Source organism: Metallibacterium sp., from assembly GCF_054637675.1.
Genome location: NZ_JBTSRB010000016.1, coordinates 40141 through 59307, shown reverse-complemented (window position 1 = coordinate 59307; position 19167 = coordinate 40141). Strand labels below are relative to the sequence as shown.

The 19167-nt window shown below is 67.2% G+C and carries 16 protein-coding genes; 10 read left to right on the top strand and 6 right to left on the bottom strand.

Going from position 1 to position 19167, the window contains the following annotated elements:
• Positions 1-302: hypothetical protein (locus ACYDAT_RS07330; RefSeq protein ID WP_461449292.1), on the top strand; the 302-nt coding region annotated here is incomplete at its 5' end.
• A gap of 27 nt (positions 303-329) precedes the next feature.
• Here ACYDAT_RS07330 and ACYDAT_RS07325 read toward each other — a convergent pair.
• Positions 330-1745 (bottom strand): sigma-54-dependent transcriptional regulator, encoded by a 1416-nt coding sequence (locus tag ACYDAT_RS07325; protein ID WP_461449290.1) that lies wholly within the window; start codon positions 1743-1745, stop codon positions 330-332.
• 67 nt (positions 1746-1812) lie between these two features.
• Complete coding sequence (locus ACYDAT_RS07320; protein ID WP_461449288.1) at positions 1813-3435, bottom strand: sensor histidine kinase; 1623 nt, start codon at positions 3433-3435, stop codon at positions 1813-1815.
• Positions 3436-3777: 342 nt separating this feature from the next.
• Between ACYDAT_RS07320 and sucC the strand changes: the two genes are divergently transcribed.
• Together sucC and sucD are read left to right on the top strand one after the other, a co-directional pair.
• Positions 3778-4941: an ADP-forming succinate--CoA ligase subunit beta gene (gene sucC / locus ACYDAT_RS07315; RefSeq protein ID WP_461440033.1), complete on the top strand. Its 1164-nt coding sequence runs from the start codon at positions 3778-3780 to the stop codon at positions 4939-4941.
• A 91-nt stretch (positions 4942-5032) separates the two neighbouring features.
• A complete protein-coding gene (sucD, locus tag ACYDAT_RS07310; RefSeq protein WP_461449286.1) occupies positions 5033-5911 on the top strand; it encodes a succinate--CoA ligase subunit alpha in 879 nt (292 codons plus the stop codon).
• 102 nt (positions 5912-6013) lie between these two features.
• On the opposite strand, the gene ACYDAT_RS07305 is transcribed toward sucD, so the two are convergent.
• The 3 genes from ACYDAT_RS07305 to ACYDAT_RS07295 form a co-directional block, all read right to left on the bottom strand.
• On the bottom strand, positions 6014-6715 hold the full coding sequence (locus tag ACYDAT_RS07305) for a response regulator (protein WP_461449284.1): 702 nt from the start codon (positions 6713-6715) through the stop codon (positions 6014-6016).
• The gene (locus tag ACYDAT_RS07300) at positions 6708-9434 is read right to left on the bottom strand and encodes a DUF4118 domain-containing protein (protein ID WP_461449282.1); all 2727 of its coding nucleotides are present in this window, start codon (positions 9432-9434) and stop codon (positions 6708-6710) included. Before ACYDAT_RS07300 ends, ACYDAT_RS07305 begins: the two co-directional genes overlap by 8 nt.
• Positions 9435-9507: 73 nt before the next feature.
• Entirely contained in the window at positions 9508-9864 is a 357-nt protein-coding gene (locus ACYDAT_RS07295) for a potassium-transporting ATPase subunit C (protein WP_461449298.1), read from the bottom strand.
• Between the two features lie 42 nt (positions 9865-9906).
• Between ACYDAT_RS07295 and ACYDAT_RS07290 the strand changes: the two genes are divergently transcribed.
• On the top strand, positions 9907-10320 hold the full coding sequence (locus ACYDAT_RS07290; protein ID WP_461449280.1) for a hypothetical protein: 414 nt from the start codon (positions 9907-9909) through the stop codon (positions 10318-10320).
• Positions 10286-11941: an NAD+ synthase gene (locus tag ACYDAT_RS07285; protein WP_461449278.1), complete on the top strand. Its 1656-nt coding sequence runs from the start codon at positions 10286-10288 to the stop codon at positions 11939-11941. Before ACYDAT_RS07290 ends, ACYDAT_RS07285 begins: the two co-directional genes overlap by 35 nt.
• On the opposite strand, the gene ACYDAT_RS07280 is transcribed toward ACYDAT_RS07285, so the two are convergent.
• On the bottom strand, positions 11919-12779 hold the full coding sequence (locus ACYDAT_RS07280) for an outer membrane protein assembly factor BamD (protein WP_461438945.1): 861 nt from the start codon (positions 12777-12779) through the stop codon (positions 11919-11921). The two genes, ACYDAT_RS07285 and ACYDAT_RS07280, sit on opposite strands and share 23 nt — an antisense overlap.
• Before the next feature lie 102 nt (positions 12780-12881).
• Between ACYDAT_RS07280 and rluD the strand changes: the two genes are divergently transcribed.
• From rluD to ACYDAT_RS07255, 5 genes are all read left to right on the top strand, one after another.
• Positions 12882-13838: a 23S rRNA pseudouridine(1911/1915/1917) synthase RluD gene (gene rluD, locus ACYDAT_RS07275; protein WP_461449276.1), complete on the top strand. Its 957-nt coding sequence runs from the start codon at positions 12882-12884 to the stop codon at positions 13836-13838.
• A 62-nt stretch (positions 13839-13900) separates the two neighbouring features.
• Positions 13901-14710, top strand: coding sequence for a peptidoglycan editing factor PgeF (gene pgeF / locus ACYDAT_RS07270; RefSeq protein WP_461449296.1), 810 nt, complete (start codon positions 13901-13903; stop codon positions 14708-14710).
• Positions 14711-15132: 422 nt separating this feature from the next.
• Entirely contained in the window at positions 15133-16437 is a 1305-nt protein-coding gene (locus tag ACYDAT_RS07265; RefSeq protein WP_461449274.1) for an HlyD family secretion protein, read from the top strand.
• Between the two features lie 12 nt (positions 16438-16449).
• Positions 16450-18702 carry a peptidase domain-containing ABC transporter gene (locus ACYDAT_RS07260; RefSeq protein ID WP_461449272.1) on the top strand — a complete coding sequence of 751 codons (2253 nt, stop codon included), beginning with the start codon at positions 16450-16452 and terminating at the stop codon, positions 18700-18702.
• Positions 18702-19157, top strand: a complete 456-nt coding sequence (locus tag ACYDAT_RS07255) for a hypothetical protein (RefSeq protein ID WP_461449270.1) — start codon at positions 18702-18704, stop codon at positions 19155-19157. The genes ACYDAT_RS07260 and ACYDAT_RS07255 overlap by 1 nt, the downstream gene beginning before the upstream one ends.
• Positions 19158-19167: the final 10 nt, after the last annotated feature.

The following is a 19167-nucleotide window of genomic DNA, read 5'->3' as shown; positions in this document are numbered from 1 at the left end:
ACCCCGGATGCGGTGTACTTCACTCGGGCCACCGGCTCTGCCGTAGGCCGCCTGAGCAGAGCCAACACGCATCTCAACCCGCAGCCGATCCACTTAAACAACCCAGGATCGTGTTCAAACAAGCGGAATCACTATCTATGCGCGCTTTCATTTGTTGCTCCAACACGGAACTGAATTTTCGTCTGGGGCGGGCGCCAGCAAAAGTTGAGAAAGACCCGTGTGTGTTGGCACCACAAAGCCGCCAGTGGCTGAATCAGACCCTGTGCGAGCAATCGGTCACGGTCGCCCAGCTCAAACGTTGAGCGTCAGCTTCGGGTCGCGCCCGCCCCTCAATCGATCCCCAGCTTCTTGAGCTTGTAACGCAACGCGCGGAAGGTGATGCCCAGCTCGCGCGCGGCGGCGGTCTTGTTGTAGCGGGTTTTCTGCAGGGTCTGCATGATCTTTTCGCGTTCGAGGCCGGTGACCATGTCGTCCAGCGATTGCGGGCCGGGGGCGGCGGGCGTGGCGTTGGGGTCGATCGCGGCGCTGGCAGTGCCGCCATGGGTCGATGCACCTGTGGCGGGCATCAGCATCAGGTCGCTGCGCTCGATGCTGCCGTTGTCGCACAAGGCCACGGCGCGCTCGAGGATGTTTTCCAGCTCGCGCACGTTGCCGGGGAAGCCGTAATCCAGCAGTGCCTTCAGCGCCTCGGGCTGCAGCCGCGGCGGCGCATCCATGCCGTTGTCGGCGGCGAGGCGTTCGAGGATGCGCGCGGTCAGGCGCGGTACGTCCTCGCGGCGCTCGCGCAACGGCGGCACGCGCAGCTCGATCACGTTGATGCGATAGAACAAGTCCTGGCGGAACTGGCCGCGCTCGACCAGCCGCGCCAGATCCTTGTGCGTGGCCGAGAGGATGCGCACGTCCACTGGAATCTCGGCGTGCGCGCCGATCGGGCGCACGGCTTTTTCCTGGATCACGCGCAGCAGCTTGACCTGCATGTGCATGGGCAGATCGGCCACCTCGTCGAGGAACAGCGTGCCGCCGTGGGCGGCCTGGAACAGGCCTTCCTTGTCGACGTTGGCGCCGGTGAAGCTGCCTTTCTTGTGGCCGAAGAATTCACTTTCCATCAATTCGCCGGGAATCGCGCCGCAGTTGACCGGCACGAACGGGCCGCCGCCGCGCGGGCCTTGCTCGTGGATCAGACGCGCGACCAGCTCCTTGCCCACGCCGGACTCACCCGAGATGTACACCGGCGCCTGATTGCGCGCGAGCTTGCCGATGGTGGCGCGCACCAGTTCGATGGCGGACGAGATACCGACCAGACGGCTGGCGGAGCCGGCATTGCTGCTGGCGGCATCGGCACTGGTGGCGCCGTTCTCGCCCTGTTCGCGGCGCTGCTGGCCGAGGCGCAGCGCGGTTTGCACCAGGCGCCGCAACATGTTGATGTCGACCGGCTTGGAGACGAAATCGAAGGCACCGGCCTTGAGCGCGTTGACCGCGGCATCGACGTTGCCATAGGCGGTGATCATCGCCACCGGCATTTCGGCGTATTCAGCCGAGATCAGTTCCAGCAGTTCCTGCCCGGAGCCATCCGGCAGGCGCATGTCGGTGAAGCACAGGTCGTAGCGGTGCTCGGACAGCAGGCGTTTGGCGTCGCCGACGCTGCCCGCGGAATCGACCAGCAGATTCATGCGCCCAAGGGTGATGGTCAGCAGTTCGCGAATGTCGCGCTCGTCGTCCACCACCAGTACGGTTTGTTTGCTCATGTCCCGATCCCTGCCTGCGACGGTTGCTGCGGCTGAGAGTAACGCCGCAGCGCTGTCCGGCAAAGGTTCATGCCGACGCGGCCATGCGTACCGAGGCACCAAGGCTGATGCGGAAGCAACTGCCGCCGCCCGGCACCGGCACGTATTCCAGCGTGGCCTGGTTGGCGTCGCACATCTGCCGCGCCAGATACAGACCCAGCCCGGTGCCCATCTCGTGCGTGGTGAAAAACGGCTCGAAGATTTGCGCCGCGACCTTGGGCGGGATGCCGGGACCGCGATCGACTACCTCCAGCAGCGGCGGACCCTGCTCGGTGGCGTTGCGCGCGATCACCATCACCCGCGCTGGCTCGCCGGGCATGCGTCCGTAGCGCAGCGCGTTCTGTACCAGATTCCATACCACCTGCTGCAGGTGCTGCGGATCGACCAGCGCCTCCACCGCGCGGGCCTGGGTGATCGCGCGCAGGCTGTCATTGCCGATGTCGTTGGACTCGGAGTATTCCTCGACGAAGCGCAACACCCAGTCGTTGAGATCCAGCATCTCCGGGCGCGAGCGGTCGCGGCGCGAGAGCTGCAAGATGTTCTCGACGATATCGTTCAGGCGCACGCAATGGTTGTTGATGATCTCGACCATGCGCGTGTCCTCGGCGTTGAGGTCGGGCGACTCGGCCAGCAGTTGCGCCGAGTAGCGGATCGCCGCCAGCGGGTTGCGGATCTCGTGCGCGATCGAAGCCGACAAGCGCCCCAGCGAGCTCAGCGTCATCTCCTCGGCACGCCGTGATACCAGGGACGTGTCGTCGAGAAAGATCAGCGTGTGCGAGTCGTCGTTGGCAGCCAGGCGCGTGAAGCGCGGCACCACCTCGGGCACGCCCTCGGCCAGCGCCACGGCGGTTTCGTCCATGCGTCCCAGATTGCGCCAGTGGTACAGGCGCCGCGACAACTCCGGCGCCAAGCTGCCGAGATCGCGCTGCTCGCTGCCGGGGCTGCCCAGCAGCAGCCACGCGGACTCGTTCATCTGATGAATATGGTTGCCGGCATCCACCAGCAGCACGCCGGTTTTCATGCGCTTGATGATCAGCTCGTTGACCTGCGCGAGGTTGGCCAGATCCAGCCCGCGGCGTTCGGCCAGTGCCTCGCTGGCGCGCATCTGCCGGCCCAGGGTGTGGTTGAGCCAGGCCGCGGCGATGTAGGTGAAGGCGAACAGCAGCGCCTCCAGCAGCAGGCGCACCGGGCTGTTCTGCGCGAACACGTCGAAAATGCTGAGCAGCATCAGCGCACCGCTGGCCGCGCCGGACAGGGTGAACGCGGCGCGCAGCGAGAGCAGCGCCGCCGCCGCGCTGAGGTTGACGATCAGCAGCCCGGCGATGCCGGTGTGGGCATCGGGGATGGCGATGATCATCAGCAATGCCGCGAGCACGTCGATGCCGACCATCACCGGCAACTGCGCGCGCAGGCGCGGCAGCGCGCGTCGCGTGTTCAGCAGCATGGCCACGGCGAGGACCACGTAGACCACCGAAACCCAGCGCGCCAGCGACGGCAGTTGCGGCTGCACCAGATCGCCCAGCCACGGACTGAACGCGAGCCCGATGTAGGTGCTGGCCTGCAGCACGCGGTACAAATTGGTGAAGTACAGCTCGCGGCGCACGATCTCGCCGGCGGACAGATGCGGGTTGGTGTCGTGTGCAGCCGCCACGCGCGAATCCTCGTACAGGTCGATGGGTCGGACCGACGTTCGCCAAGCTGTGCGCGGATTGCGCATTGCGATAATTGACGCAAAGCGACCGAGGTTGCTCTTGGCGTCCCGCCCCGATTGACGCGGCCGCAGTATAGGCGAAGCACCGCGCGCCGCGCGCTGGCGCCGTGGCACGCGAGGTGTGGCGCCCGCGCTCAGGCCGCCGAGCAGACGCGCGCGCAACGCGCAACTTTGCCTCGCACGCCGATAAGGTCGAAAATAAGCGGCTTTCCGCGGCCGTGGCGCCCAGCGCCGATGTCATTGCGCCGCGTTCCCTTCCCCCCGCAGTCCTCGAGGTCGTGCATGAATTTCCACGAATATCAGGCCAAAGAATTGTTCGCCGAGTACGGCATCGCCGTGCCCGCGGGCAAGGTCGCCAACACGCCCGATCTGGCGGTCGATGCCGCCAAGGCGCTGGGCGCCGGTCCCTGGATGGTCAAGGCGCAGATCCACGCCGGTGGCCGCGGCAAGTCCGGCGGTGTCAAGTTTTGCAAGACCCACGCCGAGGTCAGGGCCGCGGCGGCCGGCATGCTCGGCACGCGCATGGCCACGTATCAGTCGGCCGGGCGTGCGCTGCCGGTGCACGAGGTGCTGGTGACCGATGCCGGCGACATCCGCAAGGAGCTGTATCTGTCGATCCTGGTCGATCGCGGCAGCAAGGCGGTGGCGTTCATCGCCTCCAGCCGCGGCGGCGTGGACATCGAGCAGGTGGCGCGCGAAACCCCCGAGGACATCCACACCGTGACCGTGGATTTCATCCAGGGCCTGCAGCCCTACCAGTGCCGCAAGCTGGGCTTCGCCATGGGCCTCGACGCCAAGCAGATCGGCCAGCTCGGCAAGATCATGCTGGGCCTGTACAAGCTGTTCAACGAGCAGGATCTGGCGCTGATCGAGCTCAACCCGCTGGCGATCGTCGCCAATGGCGACCTGATGGCGCTGGACGGCAAGGTCAACTCCGACGACAACGCCGAGTTCCGCCATCCGCGCCTGGCCGCGATGCGCGACAAGACCCAGGAAGACCCGACCGAGGCCGAGGCCCTGGAGAACAACCTCAACTACGTGACCATGGACGGCAACATCGGCTGCATGGTCAATGGCGCGGGGCTGGCCATGGCCACCATGGACGTGATCAAGCTGGCCGGCGCCGAGCCGGCCAACTTCCTCGACGTCGGCGGCGGCGCCACCAAGGAGCGCGTGACCGAGGCGTTCAAGCTGATCCTCAGCTCGGACAAGGTCAAGGCGATCCTGGTCAACATCTTCGGCGGCATCGTGCGCTGCGATTTGATCGCCGAGGGCATCATCGCCGCGGTGAAAGAAGTCGGCCTGAAGATTCCGGTGGTGGTGCGCCTGCAGGGTACCAACGTCGAGCAGGGCCGCGCACTGCTGGCCAATTCGGGGCTGAAGATCACCCCCGCCGACGACCTCAACGACGCCGCGCGCAAAGCCGTCGCGGCGATCGCCGCCTGATCATTCCTATCGCCGAGGCCAGGATGGTCGAGTCCCGGGCTGCGCAGGGATGCGCGCCGACCCGGGATCCAAACCCACAAGAGAATTCATCATGTCCGTGCTCGTACACAAAAACACCAGGGTGATCTGCCAGGGCTTCACCGGCCAGCAGGGCACTTTCCATTCGCAGCAGGCGCTGGATTACGGCACCCGATTGGTCGGCGGCATCACCCCCGGCAAGGGCGGCAGCGAACACCTCGGCCTGCCCGTGTTCAACACCATGCAGGACGCGGTGGACCGCACCGGCGCCGACGCCAGCATGATCTTCGTGCCGCCGCCGTTCGCGGCCGACGCCATCCTCGAGGCCGCCGACGCCGGCATCAAGGTGATCGTGGCCATCACCGAGGGCATCCCGGTGCTGGACATGCTGCGCGTCAAGAACGCGCTTACCCACAGCTACCCCGGCACGGTGCTGATCGGGCCCAACTGCCCCGGCATCATCACCCCCGGCGAGTGCAAGATCGGCATCATGCCCGGTCACATCCACCAGCCCGGCAAGGTTGGCATCGTGTCGCGCTCCGGCACGCTCACCTACGAAGCCGTGTTCCAGACCACGCAGGCCGGCCTCGGCCAGAGCACTTGCATCGGCATCGGCGGCGATCCGATCAACGGTCTCAACTTCATCGACTGCTTGAAGCTATTCCAGGACGACGCGCAGACCGAGGGCATCATCATGGTCGGCGAGATCGGCGGCAGCGCCGAGGAAGAAGCCGCCGAATTCATCGCCGAGTACGTGCGCAAGCCGGTGGTGGCGTTCATCGCCGGCGCCTCGGCCCCGGCCGGCAAGCGCATGGGCCACGCTGGCGCCATCATCTCCGGCGGCAAGGGCACTGCCGCGGCCAAGTTCGCCGCGCTGGAAAAAGCCGGTGTGACCACGGTGAAATCACCGGCTGATCTGGGCAAGACGCTGGCGCAGCGCATGCGCAAGTAAACCGCCCCGGCCAACCCGCGAGTTCGCCGACCGGTGATGCTCGAGCAGAAGCACGCACGGGCCGGGATTTCCCGGCCCGTCGCGTTTCAGCCGCATGCGCGGCTAGCCATCATCGGCGAAGCGATAGCCGACGCCGATCTCGGTCAGCAGCCAGCGCGGCCGCGCTGGATCGTCCTCGATCTTGGCGCGCAGCGCGCGCATGTAGATGCGCAGGTAGTGCGGCGACTCGACGTGTGCAGGCCCCCATACCTCGCGCAGCAACTGGCGGTGTGTCAGCACCTTGCCACGCTGGCTGGCGAGCGCCAGCAGCAACTGGTACTCGCGTGGAGTCAGATGCACGTCGGTGCCCTGCTTCAACACGCGCCGTGCGGCGGCATCGATCAGCAGACTGCCGGCCTCGATGCGCCCACTGGCATCGCCCGAGCGTTGTCCGGCGAGGTGACGCAGAGCCACGCGCAAGCGCGCCAGCAGTTCCTCGATGCCGAACGGCTTGGTCAGGTAATCGTCGGCACCGCAATCCAGCGCCGCCACTTTGTCGTGCTCCTGCGTACGCGCCGACAGCACCAGGATCGGGCGCGTGTACCACTCGCGCAGCCGGTTGATCAGATCCAGCCCGGCCAGATCGGGCAAGCCGAGATCGAGAATGACCAGGTCAGGCTGGCGCATGGTGACCTGACGCAGGCCCTCGGCGGCGGTCGCGGCCTCGTGCGGCGCGTAGCCGTGGATTTCCAGCGCCGCCACCAGAAAACGCCGGATCTGCGGGTCATCCTCGATCAACACGATGCTGGCCAGGGGCTCAGTCACCGCCGGGTTGCTCCGCGCGGTGCAGCGGCAGGGTGAATGCGAATTCGGCGCCGCCTCCGGCGCGCGCCTGCGCGTTGATCTGACCGCCATGCGCGAGGACGATGGCGCGCGCGATGCTGAGACCCAGCCCGAAGCCGCTTTGCGCATCCTCGGCGCGCCCGCGCTGGAATTTCTCGAACAGACGCTGCGCGTCCCCCGCGGGCAGCCCCGGGCCGCGGTCGCGCACCGCGACGTGCAGCCAGTCGGCGTCGGCCTGCGCGGCGACTTCGATGGCGCTGCTGGCGGGCGTGTGCTTGATCGCGTTTTCGATGAGGTTGATCAGCAGTTGGCCGATCAGCGTCTCGTCGCCCGGAAACAGCGGCAGATCCGGCGCCAGATCGATGCGCAGCGGGCGCTGACCCAGCGCGCCGTGCAACTGCGCCAGGGCCGCGCCGATCAGCTCGTCGATGGCCAGCCATTCGCGCTTGAGCCGCGGTCCACCGGCGTCGAAGCGGCTGAGGTCGAGCAGATTTCCGCTCAGTCGGTGCAGGCGCTCGGCCTCGGCCAACAGGCTTTGCAGCAGCGTGCGCCGGTGCGCCTCGTCGATGCCCGCGGGCGCATCCGACAACAGCGTGGTGGCGGCGCCGATGATGGTCGCCAGGGGGGTGCGGAAATCGTGCGAGATCGAGCTCAGCATGGCGTTGCGCAGGCGCTCGGACTCGATCTCGATGCCGGCATTGCGCGCGGTCGTGGCCAGTTCCACGCGCTCGATGGCGATGGCTGCCTGATTGACCATCGCATCGAGCGCGTGCATCTGCTCCGGCACCTGCAACTGGCGCGGCTCGCGCGGGCGCAGTCCGAGCACGCCGATGCAGCGCTGCAGGGCCTTCAGCGGCAGATACACGGCATCGGCGCTGGCCAGCGTATCGGTGCCAAGACCGGCGTTGCGCTGGTGATCGTAAGCCCACTGCGCGATACCGAGATCGTTGCCGGGCACTGGAAACCAGGTTTGTCCCGGCGGTGGCGCGTGCCCGCGCGTACAGAAAAAATCCGCATCCCGCAGGTGGCCCGTGGCATCCGGAAACAATACAGCGGCCTGGCCGCCAACGGCTCTGAGGATGTGCCGACGCAGCACTTCGACCAGGCTCTCGCGCGAACGTTCACGCGCCAGCTCGCTGCTCAGCGCATTGAGTGAGCGCATGCGCCGCTCGCGGTGTCGCGCCACCGCGGCGCGACGTCGGCTCTGCGCGGTCAGATTGCTGATCGTCAGACCCACCGTGAGCATCACCACGAAGGTCAGCAGGTACTGCGTATCCGATACCGCGAACGAGAAATACGGCTCGACGAACAGGAAATCGAACAGCACGACGCTGGTCACGGCAGCCAGCACCGAAGGACCGCGCCCGTAGCGCGCCGCCACCCAGACCACGGCGAGCAGGTAAATCATCACCAGGTTGGTCGGCCCGAGCACGCGGAACAGCGCCGCGCATAGCACCGTCGCCAGCAGCACGGCGACCAGTCCCTTGATGTAGGCGGGACGGCGGCTGCTGCGTCGCGGCAGGCGTGGCATGGCGGCGACCGCCGCGCCCGGTTCGCTGGTGGTGACCAGCACGTCGATATCGCCGCTGCCGCGAATCAGCGCATCGACCAGGCTGGGGCGCAGGCGATCGCGCCAGCGCGTGCGCATCGGCTTGCCGACGATGATCTTGCTGACATTGCGCCGCCGCGCGAAATTCAGCAGTTCCTCCGCCACGTGTTCGCCGCTGAGGTTGTCGGTCTGCGCGCCCAGGCTCTCGGCCAGCTTGAGCGTGCGCAGCACGCGATCGCGCGCGGCTTGCGGCAGATGCTGCAACTGCGGTGTTTCCACGTACACGGCAAGCCATTCGCCGTGCAGCGAGTTGGACAGCCTCCGCGCGCGGCGCACGAGTTGTTCCGAGAGCGCATCCGGACCGACGCACACCAGCACGCGCTCACCCGCTGCCCAGGTGCCGGTGATGGCGTGGTGCTCGCGATATTCGCGCATCGCCGCATCGACGCGATCGGCGGTCGCGCGCAGCGCGAGCTGGCGCAGGGCGATCAGGTTGCCCTTGCGGAAGAACGCATCGACCGCGTGCCGCGCCTTCTCCGGCAGGTACACCTTGCCTTCGTGCAGGCGCTCGATCAGGTCATCCGGCGGCAGATCGATCAGCTCGACTTCGTCGGCGCTCTCGAACACGCTGTCGGGCACGGTTTCGCGCACGCGCACGCCAGTGATCTGCGCAACCACGTCGTTGAGGCTTTCCACGTGCTGCACGTTGACCGTGGTGTAGACATCGATGCCGGCATCGAGCAACTCCACCACGTCTTGCCAGCGCTTGGCGTGACGCGCGCCGGCGTGGTTGGTGTGCGCCAGCTCATCGACCAGCAGCAGCGCGGGACGGCGCAGCAGCGCGGCATCGAGATCGAACTCCGCGAGCGTGATGCCGCGATGCTGCAGCCGTTGCGGCGGCAGGATTTGCAGGCCTTCGAGCAACGCCTCGGTTTCCGCGCGGCCGTGCAGCTCGATATAGCCGACGACCACGTCGATGCCCACGGCGGCCTGCTTGCGCGCGGCTTCGAGCATGGCATAGGACTTGCCGACACCCGCCGACGCGCCGAAAAATATCTTCAGGCGACCGCGCGCCGCTGCGCTGGCCTCGCGCTGCACGCGCTGCAGAAGTGCGTCGGGATCGGGGCGCGCATCGGTGTGCTCGGCGGCCATGCGTCAGCTTTGGCGGTTTCGATGGCGCCCATGGTGGACGCACGCGTGCTGTGGCGCCAGTCAAGCACGTGGCTCAGCACCGCGACCAAAATCCGTCGAGGCGTAGATCCAGCTCCAGCACGTTGCCCCGCGGCTCGCCCGGCACGCCACATTGGCGCGCATGCGCCGAGCCCCGGATCATCGCCTGCACGACCGCTGGCGACAGGTGGCGCGCGAGCTGGTACTGCGCCGCGGCCGGGGTGATGTCGGGGTCAAGCCCGCTGGCCGATGTGGTGACCAGATCCACCGGGATCGCACCGCGCTGGCCCGGATCGGCGGCCTGCAGCGCGGCAATGCGTTGCTCGATCGCACTGCGCAGCGCCGGATTGGTCGGACCCAGATTGGAGCCCGAGGGCGCATCGGCGTCGTACGGGTAGGGCGCGGTGGCGATGGCCGACTGCAGAAATACCGCGGCCCGGTGGAAGTCTGGCCGATGAGCCGCGATTCGAGCACCTTGCCGTCGCGCACGAAACTCGTCGGATTCGGATTGGCGGCGAGCAGTCCCGTCATGCCCGGCGTGCTCATCGCAGTGGGTGCCGCAGGTGCACCGCTTGTCATCGATTGCGCAAACACGCTGCTCGCGGGCAGCAAGACAAGAGCCAGCGCAGCGGTCAGGTGTTTCTGGCGCAATGCTGAAGAAACGGTGTCCATCGCGGAATTCCTACTCCGTTGTTTGCAAGCACCGAAGCCTGATGGCACGCGACCGATGCGGGTGCTCGGTGCCGGCGCACTACAATGCGGCTCTGCGCGTGCGCCACCACAAGCCGTGGATTACCGCTGCAGCGCACACTTCCATCACGGATCGAACATCCATGGCGAAATTGCGTTTGGCGCTGGCCCAGCATGATTTTCCCGTCGGCGCCATTGCCGCCAACGCCGCGCACATGCGCGCACTGGCGACGCGGGCGCGGGCGCGCGATGCGCAACTGGTGGTTTTTCCAGAACTGGCCTTGTGCGGCTATCCGCCCGAGGATTTGCTGCTGCGCCCCAGCTTTCTTGCCGCCGGCACGCGCGCCTTGCAGCAGCTCGCCGCCGAGCTGCCCGCGGGCATCGCCGCCGTGGTCGGCCATGCCGAGCCCGGGGGCGAGGTGTTCAACGCCGCCAGCCTGCTGCGCGGCGGACACGTCGAACGGACCTATCGCAAGCAACTGCTGCCCAACTACGCGGTGTTCGACGAGAAGCGCTACTTTCGTGCCGGGCACGACAGCGTGGTGCTGGATCTGGATGGCGCGCGCGTCGGCGTGCTGATCTGCGAGGACATCTGGCACGCCGCGCCGGCAGCCGCGGCGCGCGCGTCCGGCGCCGAGCTGCTGCTGGTGATCAACGCCTCGCCCTACGATTGCGCGCACGCCGCGCAGCGCGAGCGCGTGCTGGCGCTGCGCGCGCGCGAGAACGCGATGGCCATCGCCTACCTCAATCTGGTCGGCGGTCAGGACGACTTGCTGTTCGATGGCGGCGCGCTGCTGGTGCAGGCCGATGGCGGCATCGCCGCGCGCGCGCCGGCTTTTGTCGATGCGCTGCTGCTGGCCGAGTACGATTCGGCGACGCGCAGTCTGCGCGCGCTGGATTGGCCGGCGCCGCAATACGAAGACCTCGCCGTGCTCTACGCCGGGCTGGTGCGCGGTGTGCGCGATTACGTGCGCAAGAACGGTTTCAGCGATGTACTGCTGGGCTTGTCCGGCGGCATCGATTCGGCGCTGACGCTGGCGCTGGCGGTGGATGCGCTGGGCGCCGAACGCGTGCGCGGCTATCGTTTGCCCTCGCGCTACACCTCGGCGCTGTCCGGGCGCGAGGCCGAGGCGCAGGCGCGCGCGCTGGGCGTGGTTTGCGCCGAGCTGCCCATCGAGCCCGGTTTCAACGCGCTGTTGCACACGCTGGCGCCCGAGTTCGCCGGCCGCGTGCCGGATCTGACCGAGGAAAACCTGCAATCGCGCATCCGCGGCGTGCTGCTGATGGCATTGTCCAACAAGCTCGGCGCGCTGCTGTTGTCCACCGGCAACAAGAGCGAGCTGGCAGTGGGTTACGCAACGCTGTACGGCGACATGTGCGGGGCGTATGCGCCGCTCAAGGACGTGTACAAGACCACGGTGTATGCGTTGGCGCGCTGGCGCAATTCATCGGGACCGGGGACCGGGGACCGGCGACCGGGGCAGAGCCGCGGCGAGGTCATACCAAGCGCGGTGATCGAGCGCGCGCCTTCAGCGGAATTGCGCGCGGATCAGATCGATCAGGACTCGCTGCCGCCGTATGACCTGCTCGATGCAATTCTCGAGCGCTTCATCGAGGGCGAGCAGTCGCAGGCCGAGATCGTTGCCGCAGGCTTCGATGCTGAAACCGTGCGCCGCGTGGCGCGCATGGTATTGGTCAACGAGTTCAAGCGCCGCCAGGCGGCGCCGGGGCCGAAGGTGTCCACGCGCGCCTTCGGCCGCGAGCGGCGCTACCCGATTACTTCCGGCTGGCGACCTTGACCCCGGAGTCGGTCACGCCGAAGCCGCCCTGGAACGGAACCAAACGCCACAAATCCGAACTGTAGTGTGGCCAGCTATTGGGGTGCTTGAAGTACGGGTGATCCGGGTAATTGAGCTTGAGCACGGCCAGTGTCTGATCGGCCAGCTTGGTGTCGTCGAGGTGCTTGTAGCTCTGCACCATCAGCGCCAGCGCATCGCCGGTCTGCGGTGCCTGCTGGTAGTGATCGAGCACATACTTGGCGCGGTTCAGCGAGGCGATGTAGGCCTGACGCTCGTAGTAGTAGAAGGCGATGTTCATCTCGAACTGCGCCAGTCCGTTGCGCAGCCAGATCATGCGCTGGCGCGCGTCCTGCGCGTAGATACTGGTCGGATAGCGCTGCAGCAGCAGGCTGAAATCATCGAAGGACTGCACCGCGTAGCCCTGGTCGCGCTTGCTGCGGTTGACCGGAAAAATGCGCGAGAGCATGCCGCCGGAGCGGTTGAAATTGATCAGCCCGCGCAGGTAGTAGGCGTAGGCGATGTCGTTCGAGGCCGGGTAGGTCTTGATGAAACGATTGACCGTGGCGTAGGCGTCGTCGGGCTGGCCGTTCTTGAACTGCGCGTAGGCCAGGTTGATCTGCGCGCGCTCGGTGTAGGGTCCGTAGGGGAAGCGCGTGATCAGCTTGTCGTATAGCTGCTTGGCAGCGCCATAGTTGTCGTTCTTCAGCGCGGTCGTGGCGCGGTTGTACAGCGCCTCGACCGTCATCGTGTCGAGATTCTCGCGTGTGCCATGAAACAATGAGCACGCCGGCAGGGCCAGCACCAATGCAAGCAACACAAACAGCCGGATGGAGCGCATGAAGACAATCCGCAAGCGTGACAAAGCGCCAAGTGTAACGGAAAGCCGCCTGAGCCTTGCATTAAGCACGCGTGGCGTGATCAACCGGCCGGGGGTGCCCGAATGAGCGCGGCGCTGGCCGCGATCGTGCCGCTGGACGCGGCGGGACGACGCCTTGACCAGATCCTGGCCGAGCTGTTCCCCGACTATTCGCGCGCGCGCCTCAGCGACTGGATCCGCGGCGGTCGCGTGCGCGTGGACGGCGGCGATTGCAGCCCCAGCCAGCGCCTGCACGGCGGCGAGCGCATCGTGCTCGAACCCGAGCTGGAGCAGGCCGTGCCGGCCGCGCCGGAGGCGATTGCGCTGGATCTGCTGCACGTCGATGCCGATCTGCTGGTGCTGAACAAACCGGCCGGGCTGGTCGTGCATCCCGGTGCCGGGGTGTCTTCCGGCACGTTGCAGAACGCGCTGCTGCATTTCGATGCCAGTCTCGGCACGCTGCCCCGCGCCGGCATCGTGCACCGGCTGGACAAGGACACCTCGGGCCTGATGCTGGTGGCGCGCTCGCTGCGCGCGCACACCGCGTTGACACAGATGATCGCGGCGCGCGCGGTGCGGCGGCAGTACCTCGCCCTGGTGCGTGGCGAAGTGATTGCTGGCGGCGCCGTGGATGCGTCGCTGGGCCGGCATCCTGCCGATCGCCTGCGTCAGGCGGTGCGCGATGATGGTCGCCCGGCGCGCACCCATTACCGCGTGCGCGAGCGTCTGCGCGGCCACACACTGCTGCAATGCACGCTGGAAAGCGGGCGCACGCACCAGATTCGCGTGCACATGGCGCATATCGGTCATGCGCTGATCGGCGACCCGCTGTACGGCGGCGGCCTGCGTCTGCCGCCGGCCGCCACGCCGGAACTCATCGTGGCCCTGCGCGCGTTCCAGCGTCAGGCGCTGCACGCCGAGCGTCTGGCCTTCGTGCATCCCTTCAGTGCCGAGGCGCTGGAATTCAGCGCGCCGCTGCCGGACGATTTCGCCACGCTGCTGGATGTGTTACGGCGCGAGTTCGCGGCCGCGCGCGCATGAGCACGAGTGACTTGCCCGGGGACGATGCGCGCGCACTCATCGCTGGCACGCGGCGCACCGATATGTGGCGCGCGACCCGCGTTGCGGAATCCAGCCTCGCACCCGACTGGCCGGCGCCGCCCGGCGTACGCGCGCTGACCACGCTGCGCGGACCGCACGGCGACTCGCGGGGCGCCTACGCGCATTTCAATCTGGGCGCGCGCGCCGGTGATGATCCCGCCAACGTCGACAACAACCGCTTCGATCTGGTTGCTGGCGCGGCGTTGCCGTCGCGGCCATACTGGCTGCATCAAGTCCACGGCACGCGCGTGCTGCGCGTGGATCGGTCGGCGCGCGCGCGCGCGCGCCGCGACAAGGTTCCCGACGAGCCTGAAGCCGATGCCGCGGTCACCACCGCGGCCGATGTGGTGCTGGTGATCCTCAGCGCCGACTGCCTGCCGGTGCTCATCGCCGCGCGCGACGGCAGCAGCGTCGCCGCCGCGCACGCCGGCTGGCGCGGCCTCGCCGCCGGCGTGCTGGAAGCCACCGTCGCCGCGGTGCGCACATCACCCGTCGAGCTGGTGGCCTGGATCGGACCCGGTATCGGCGCTGATTCTTATGAGGTGGATGCGCGCGTGCACGCCGCTTTCGTCGATGCCGACGCCGATGCCGCGCACGCCTTCCGTGCCACAAGGACCGGCCACTGGCTGTGCGATCTGCCCGCGCTGGCACGCATGCGCCTGCAGCGCGCCGGCGTCGCCGCCGTGCATGGCGGCGGTTACGACACTTTCCGCGACGCGCGCTTCTATTCCTATCGCCGCGACGGTGCCAGCAGCGGGCGCATGGCCACGCTGATATGGCGCGGATGGGAGCCGGTAGTGGGTAGTGGGTAACTGGGAGCCGGGAGCCGGGAGCCGGGAGCCGGTAGCCGGTAGCCGGTAGCCAGAACTTTTTGGATCATCGAGTACGGCCCTTCCATCGAGGTGCTGGTTCGGCAGCTTGAAGCGGGCGATTTCGAGTAGCGCCGGTGACCTTGGTGGCAAACAGGCGATGCACGACACGAAATCTTCCGTTCCCGCCCGTGATGTAGGACTTCCCTGACGCGCTGTAGGCCGCGACTGACGCGCGGTGATCCTTGAGCCTACACGCCGATCCGCGCACCGAACGCCGTTGCCGTGTTGCGCATTCAACACGTTGCGCGCCGCCCGCTCGAAACAGTCGCCCTGCTTGCGCAATCGTATCCATCTGTAAGCTGCGTGGACTTCGAGCCTGTGGTACCTCACGGCGCGCATAGCCGCATGCGCAGGGGTATGGAATGGGTGCAGCCGCCAACGCCGCGGGAAGGGAGGGGACCGGCAGCCTGTTCCGGGCCGAGGCGGTGCGTGCGCATCAGGATGCCTGGCTGGGCGACATCCATCTGGCCACGCCGCCGCGGCGCTGGATCGTCGTCGGCACCGCGCTGATCCTGACCGGCGCCATCGTCGCCTATCTGTTCCTGGGTCAGTACACGCGCCGCGCCACGGTGCCCGGCACCTTGGTGCCGACTTCCGGCTTGCTCAATGTCACCGCGTTGCAAAGCGGCGTGGTGCGCCGGCTGGCGGTGCATCTTGGCCAGCACGTGCAGGCCGGGCAGCCCTTGCTAGACATCGACGGCGCGCTGGGCAGCACCGCCATGGGCTCCGAGGCGGCGGTTGAGATCGCGCAGTTGCAGGCGCAGCAGCTCAAGCTGCAAGCCGATCTCATCGATCAGCAGGGTTTGTTGCTGGATCAGACCGACGCGCTGCGCGGCCGCATCGCGGCGCTGGGCGCGCAGCGTAGCGAGGTCATCGGCGAGATCGCGCTGGAGCGGGAATCGGTGCACAGCCTCGGTACCTTGCTGGCCAAGATCCGGCCGCTGGGCAAGGAGGGCTACGTCTCGGCGCTGGAGATCCAGCAGCAGCAACTGGCCGATCTCAATGCGCGCTCGCAACTGAAATCGCTGATCAGCCAGCGCGAGGCGCTGGGCGAGCAGATCGGCGATGCCGGCGCGCAGTTGGCGCAATTGCCGCTGCAGGCCGCCAGCCAGCGCCACGCAACGCAGAACCAACTGGCACAGAACCGCGCCACGCTGGCCCAGGCCGAGACCCAGCAAGCGCTGGTGCTGCGCGCGCCCGAGGCCGGCGTGGTCTCGGCGCTGGTGATCAAGCCGGGCATGTCGGTGGCCAGCGGCGAAACCCTGCTCAGCATCGTGCCGCAGGGCGCGCACCTGCTGGCGCAATTGCTGGTGCCCAGTTCGGCCGTGGGCTTCGTGCATCGCGGCGAGACCGTGCTGTTGCGCTATCAGGCGTTTCCGTACCAGAAGTATGGTCTGCGCCATGGGCGCGTGACCGAGGTCTCGCGCAGCGCGCTGGATCCGACCGAAGCCGCGGCGCTGCTCGGCCAGCCGGTGAAGGTCTCGTTCTACCGCGTGCTGGTGGCGCTGCGCCGGCAGCGCGTGCGCGCCTACGGCCACCTCGAACCGCTCAAGGCCGGCATGGTGCTGACCGCCAACGTGATGCTGGACCAGCGCCCGCTGATCGACTGGATCTTCGAGCCCTTATTGGGCATGAAGCAGCGCATCGACGCCGAGGGCAAGGCGTGAGCGCCGTACCGGATGTGCAACCCGCAGCCGTACGCCCCGACCCCCGGCGCCGTGGCGGGGGGCGATGCCGGCACCTTCGGCGCGGCCCCGCGCTATGAGCTCCCGCGCACGCCGCTGAACTTCAGTTGCAGCAATCGGCGCCTGCCGGTGATCCTGCAGAGCGAGGCCGCCGAGTGCGGCTTGGCGTGTTTGGCGATGGTCGCCAATTACCACGGTTTCGAGACCGATCTGGCGGCCTTGCGCCGGCGCTTCTCGCTGTCGCTGAAGGGCGCCACCCTGAACCGCCTGATCGAGATGGCGCAGGCGCTGGGCTTGCAGGGCCGGCCGCTGCGCCTGGAACTGGACGAGCTCGACCAGCTCAAGCGCCCGTGCATCCTGCACTGGGGCTTGAACCACTTCGTGGTTCTCAAATCAGCGCGCGGCCGCGCACTGGTGATTCACGACCCGGCGCAGGGCGAGCGCACGGTCGCGCGCGAGGAGGCCAGCCGGCAGTTCACCGGCGTGGCGCTGGAGCTGAGCCCGACGCCCAACTTCCGCAAGGCGCGCGAGGTGGACCCGTTCAACTGGCGCGCGCTGATGGGGCGCGTCCACGGCCTCAAGTCGGCGCTGAGCGAGGTCATGGTGCTGGCGCTGCTACTGGAGATCCTGGCGCTGCTCAGTCCGCTGTTCACGCAGACCATCATCGATCAGGTGCTGGCCGATGGCGATCACAGCCTGCTGACCGTGCTGGGCATCGGTTTCGTGCTGATGCTGCTGGTGCAGACGGCGGTCAGCGCCCTGCGCAGTTGGACGGTGATGCGCTTTGGCACCAGCTTGCACCTGGCCTGGGCCGGCAACGTGTTCAGTCACCTGCTGCGCTTGCCCGAGGAGTACTTCGGCAAGCGTCACCTGGGCGATATCGTCTCGCGCTTCAGCGCGGTGCACGCCATCCAGCACACACTGACCACGCGCGTGGTCGAGGTGCTGCTCGATGGCTTGATGGCCACGCTGACGCTGGTGGTGATGCTGGTCTACAGCTTCAAGCTGACCGGCATCGTGCTGGCGGCCTTTCTGCTGTACGTGCTGATCCGCGCCTTGTCGTACCGGGTGCAGTTCGAGGCCACCAGCCAGCAGGTGGTGTCCTCGGCCAAACAGCAGTCGCGCTTTCTGGAGGCGGTGCGCGGCTCGACCACGATCCGCCTGCACAACCAGTCGGCGGCGCAATCCGCGCGTTACATGAACGCCACCACCGACACGCTCAACCGCGGCCTCGTGGTGCAGCGCCTCAATCTGATCTTCGGCTCCTGCAGCCAGTTGATCTTCGGCCTGGAGAACACGGCCGTGTACTGGGTGGGCGCGCTGCTGGCGCTCAGCGGCAGCTTCAGCGCCGGCATGCTGATCGCCTTCACCATGTACTGCGGCATGTTCACCAGCCGTGCGTCCAGCCTGGTGGACTATGCCGTGCAGGTGAAGATGCTGCGCCTGCAGGGCCAGCGCCTGGCCGACATCGTGCTGACGCCGCCCGAGCGCCACGTCGAGACGAACTACGCCGGCCCGTTGCCGGAGCCCTCGATCCAGGTGCGCAACCTGGGCTTTCGCTATGCCGAGGGCGAAGCGTGGATCGTGCGGCATCTGAACCTGGATATCGCGGCGGGCGAATCCGTCGCGATCGTCGGCCCTTCCGGCATGGGCAAGAGCACCCTGGCCAAGCTGCTGCTGGGCCTGCTGGAGCCGCAGGAAGGCGAGATTCACATCGGCGGCATCGAGCTGAAACGCCTGGGCAAGCGCGCTTACCGCGCGATGCTGGGCGCGGTCCTGCAGGACGACACCCTGTTTGCTGGCAGCATCGCCGACAACATCAGCTTCTTCGACCCCGAGGCGACGCCGCTGCGCATCGAGGCCGCGGCGCGCCTGGCGCACATCCACGACGACATCGTGGCGATGCCGATGGGCTATCACAGTCTGGTCGGCGACATGGGCTCGACCCTGTCCGGTGGCCAGCGCCAGCGCGTGATCCTGGCGCGCGCCTTGTACCGGCGCCCGAAGATCCTGGTGCTGGACGAGGCCACCAGCCATCTGGACATCGCCACCGAGCGCGCGGTGAACGCCGCGATCCAGCGCCTGCGGATCACCCGCATCGTGCTCGCGCACCGCGCCGAGACCATCGCCAGCGCGCAGCGCGTGATCGACCTATCCAAGCTCAGGGAACCGGCCGGCACACCGCCGACGGGACAACGTGAACCGCCTTGCGGCCCTGACGCAAGGCACAACCAAGGAGAAGTATGATGCGTGAGTTAACCTACCAAGAATCGCGGGCCGTGGGTGGTGGACTAACGAAGCAAAAAGGCAGTGGCCATTATAGCAGTGGTGGTAGCACTGGCAGTGGTGGCAGCACTGGCGGTGGCGGTGGCGGCTATCAATTTGGAATTAGCTTGCCCGGCAGCGGTGGCGGCGCTGGCACACCCGCATTCGAAGGCTCATTTGGGACCGGTAACATGACATCAGGAATCATGGGCGCACTTGGTCAAATGGGGTTTGGATCAGCACTCGCGTGCGGTGCTGGCATTAGCGTGTTGGTAGGTACCGACGGGGCGGTTGCACTGATTGGTGGGGGCCTTGAAGCAAGTTATACATGTGCGCAGTTTTCTGGGACCCCACTCGCGGGGATTCTTGCAGACTATGTCGCATCGCCAATGTTAGGCGAACAAGCACTTGAGGAATATCTCATGGCGCATCCATAGACAACCCCAA

Bases quoted from the DNA above. Each gene is read 5' to 3' on its own strand.
- ACYDAT_RS07280 (WP_461438945.1), bottom strand. From the start codon at position 12,779: ATGCGCTCCATCCGGCTGTTTGTGTTGCTTGCATTGGTGCTGGCCCTG.
- pgeF (WP_461449296.1), top strand. From the start codon at position 13,901: ATGTGGCGCGCGACCCGCGTTGCGGAATCCAGCCTCGCACCCGACTGG.
- sucC (WP_461440033.1), top strand. From the start codon at position 3,778: ATGAATTTCCACGAATATCAGGCCAAAGAATTGTTCGCCGAGTACGGC.
- ACYDAT_RS07255 (WP_461449270.1), top strand. From the start codon at position 18,702: ATGCGTGAGTTAACCTACCAAGAATCGCGGGCCGTGGGTGGTGGACTA.
- sucD (WP_461449286.1), top strand. From the start codon at position 5,033: ATGTCCGTGCTCGTACACAAAAACACCAGGGTGATCTGCCAGGGCTTC.
- rluD (WP_461449276.1), top strand. From the start codon at position 12,882: ATGAGCGCGGCGCTGGCCGCGATCGTGCCGCTGGACGCGGCGGGACGA.
- ACYDAT_RS07325 (WP_461449290.1), bottom strand. From the start codon at position 1,745: ATGAGCAAACAAACCGTACTGGTGGTGGACGACGAGCGCGACATTCGC.
- ACYDAT_RS07260 (WP_461449272.1), top strand. From the start codon at position 16,450: ATGTGCAACCCGCAGCCGTACGCCCCGACCCCCGGCGCCGTGGCGGGG.
- ACYDAT_RS07290 (WP_461449280.1), top strand. From the start codon at position 9,907: ATGAGCCGCGATTCGAGCACCTTGCCGTCGCGCACGAAACTCGTCGGA.
- ACYDAT_RS07285 (WP_461449278.1), top strand. From the start codon at position 10,286: ATGGCGAAATTGCGTTTGGCGCTGGCCCAGCATGATTTTCCCGTCGGC.
- ACYDAT_RS07265 (WP_461449274.1), top strand. From the start codon at position 15,133: ATGGGTGCAGCCGCCAACGCCGCGGGAAGGGAGGGGACCGGCAGCCTG.
- ACYDAT_RS07300 (WP_461449282.1), bottom strand. From the start codon at position 9,434: ATGGCCGCCGAGCACACCGATGCGCGCCCCGATCCCGACGCACTTCTG.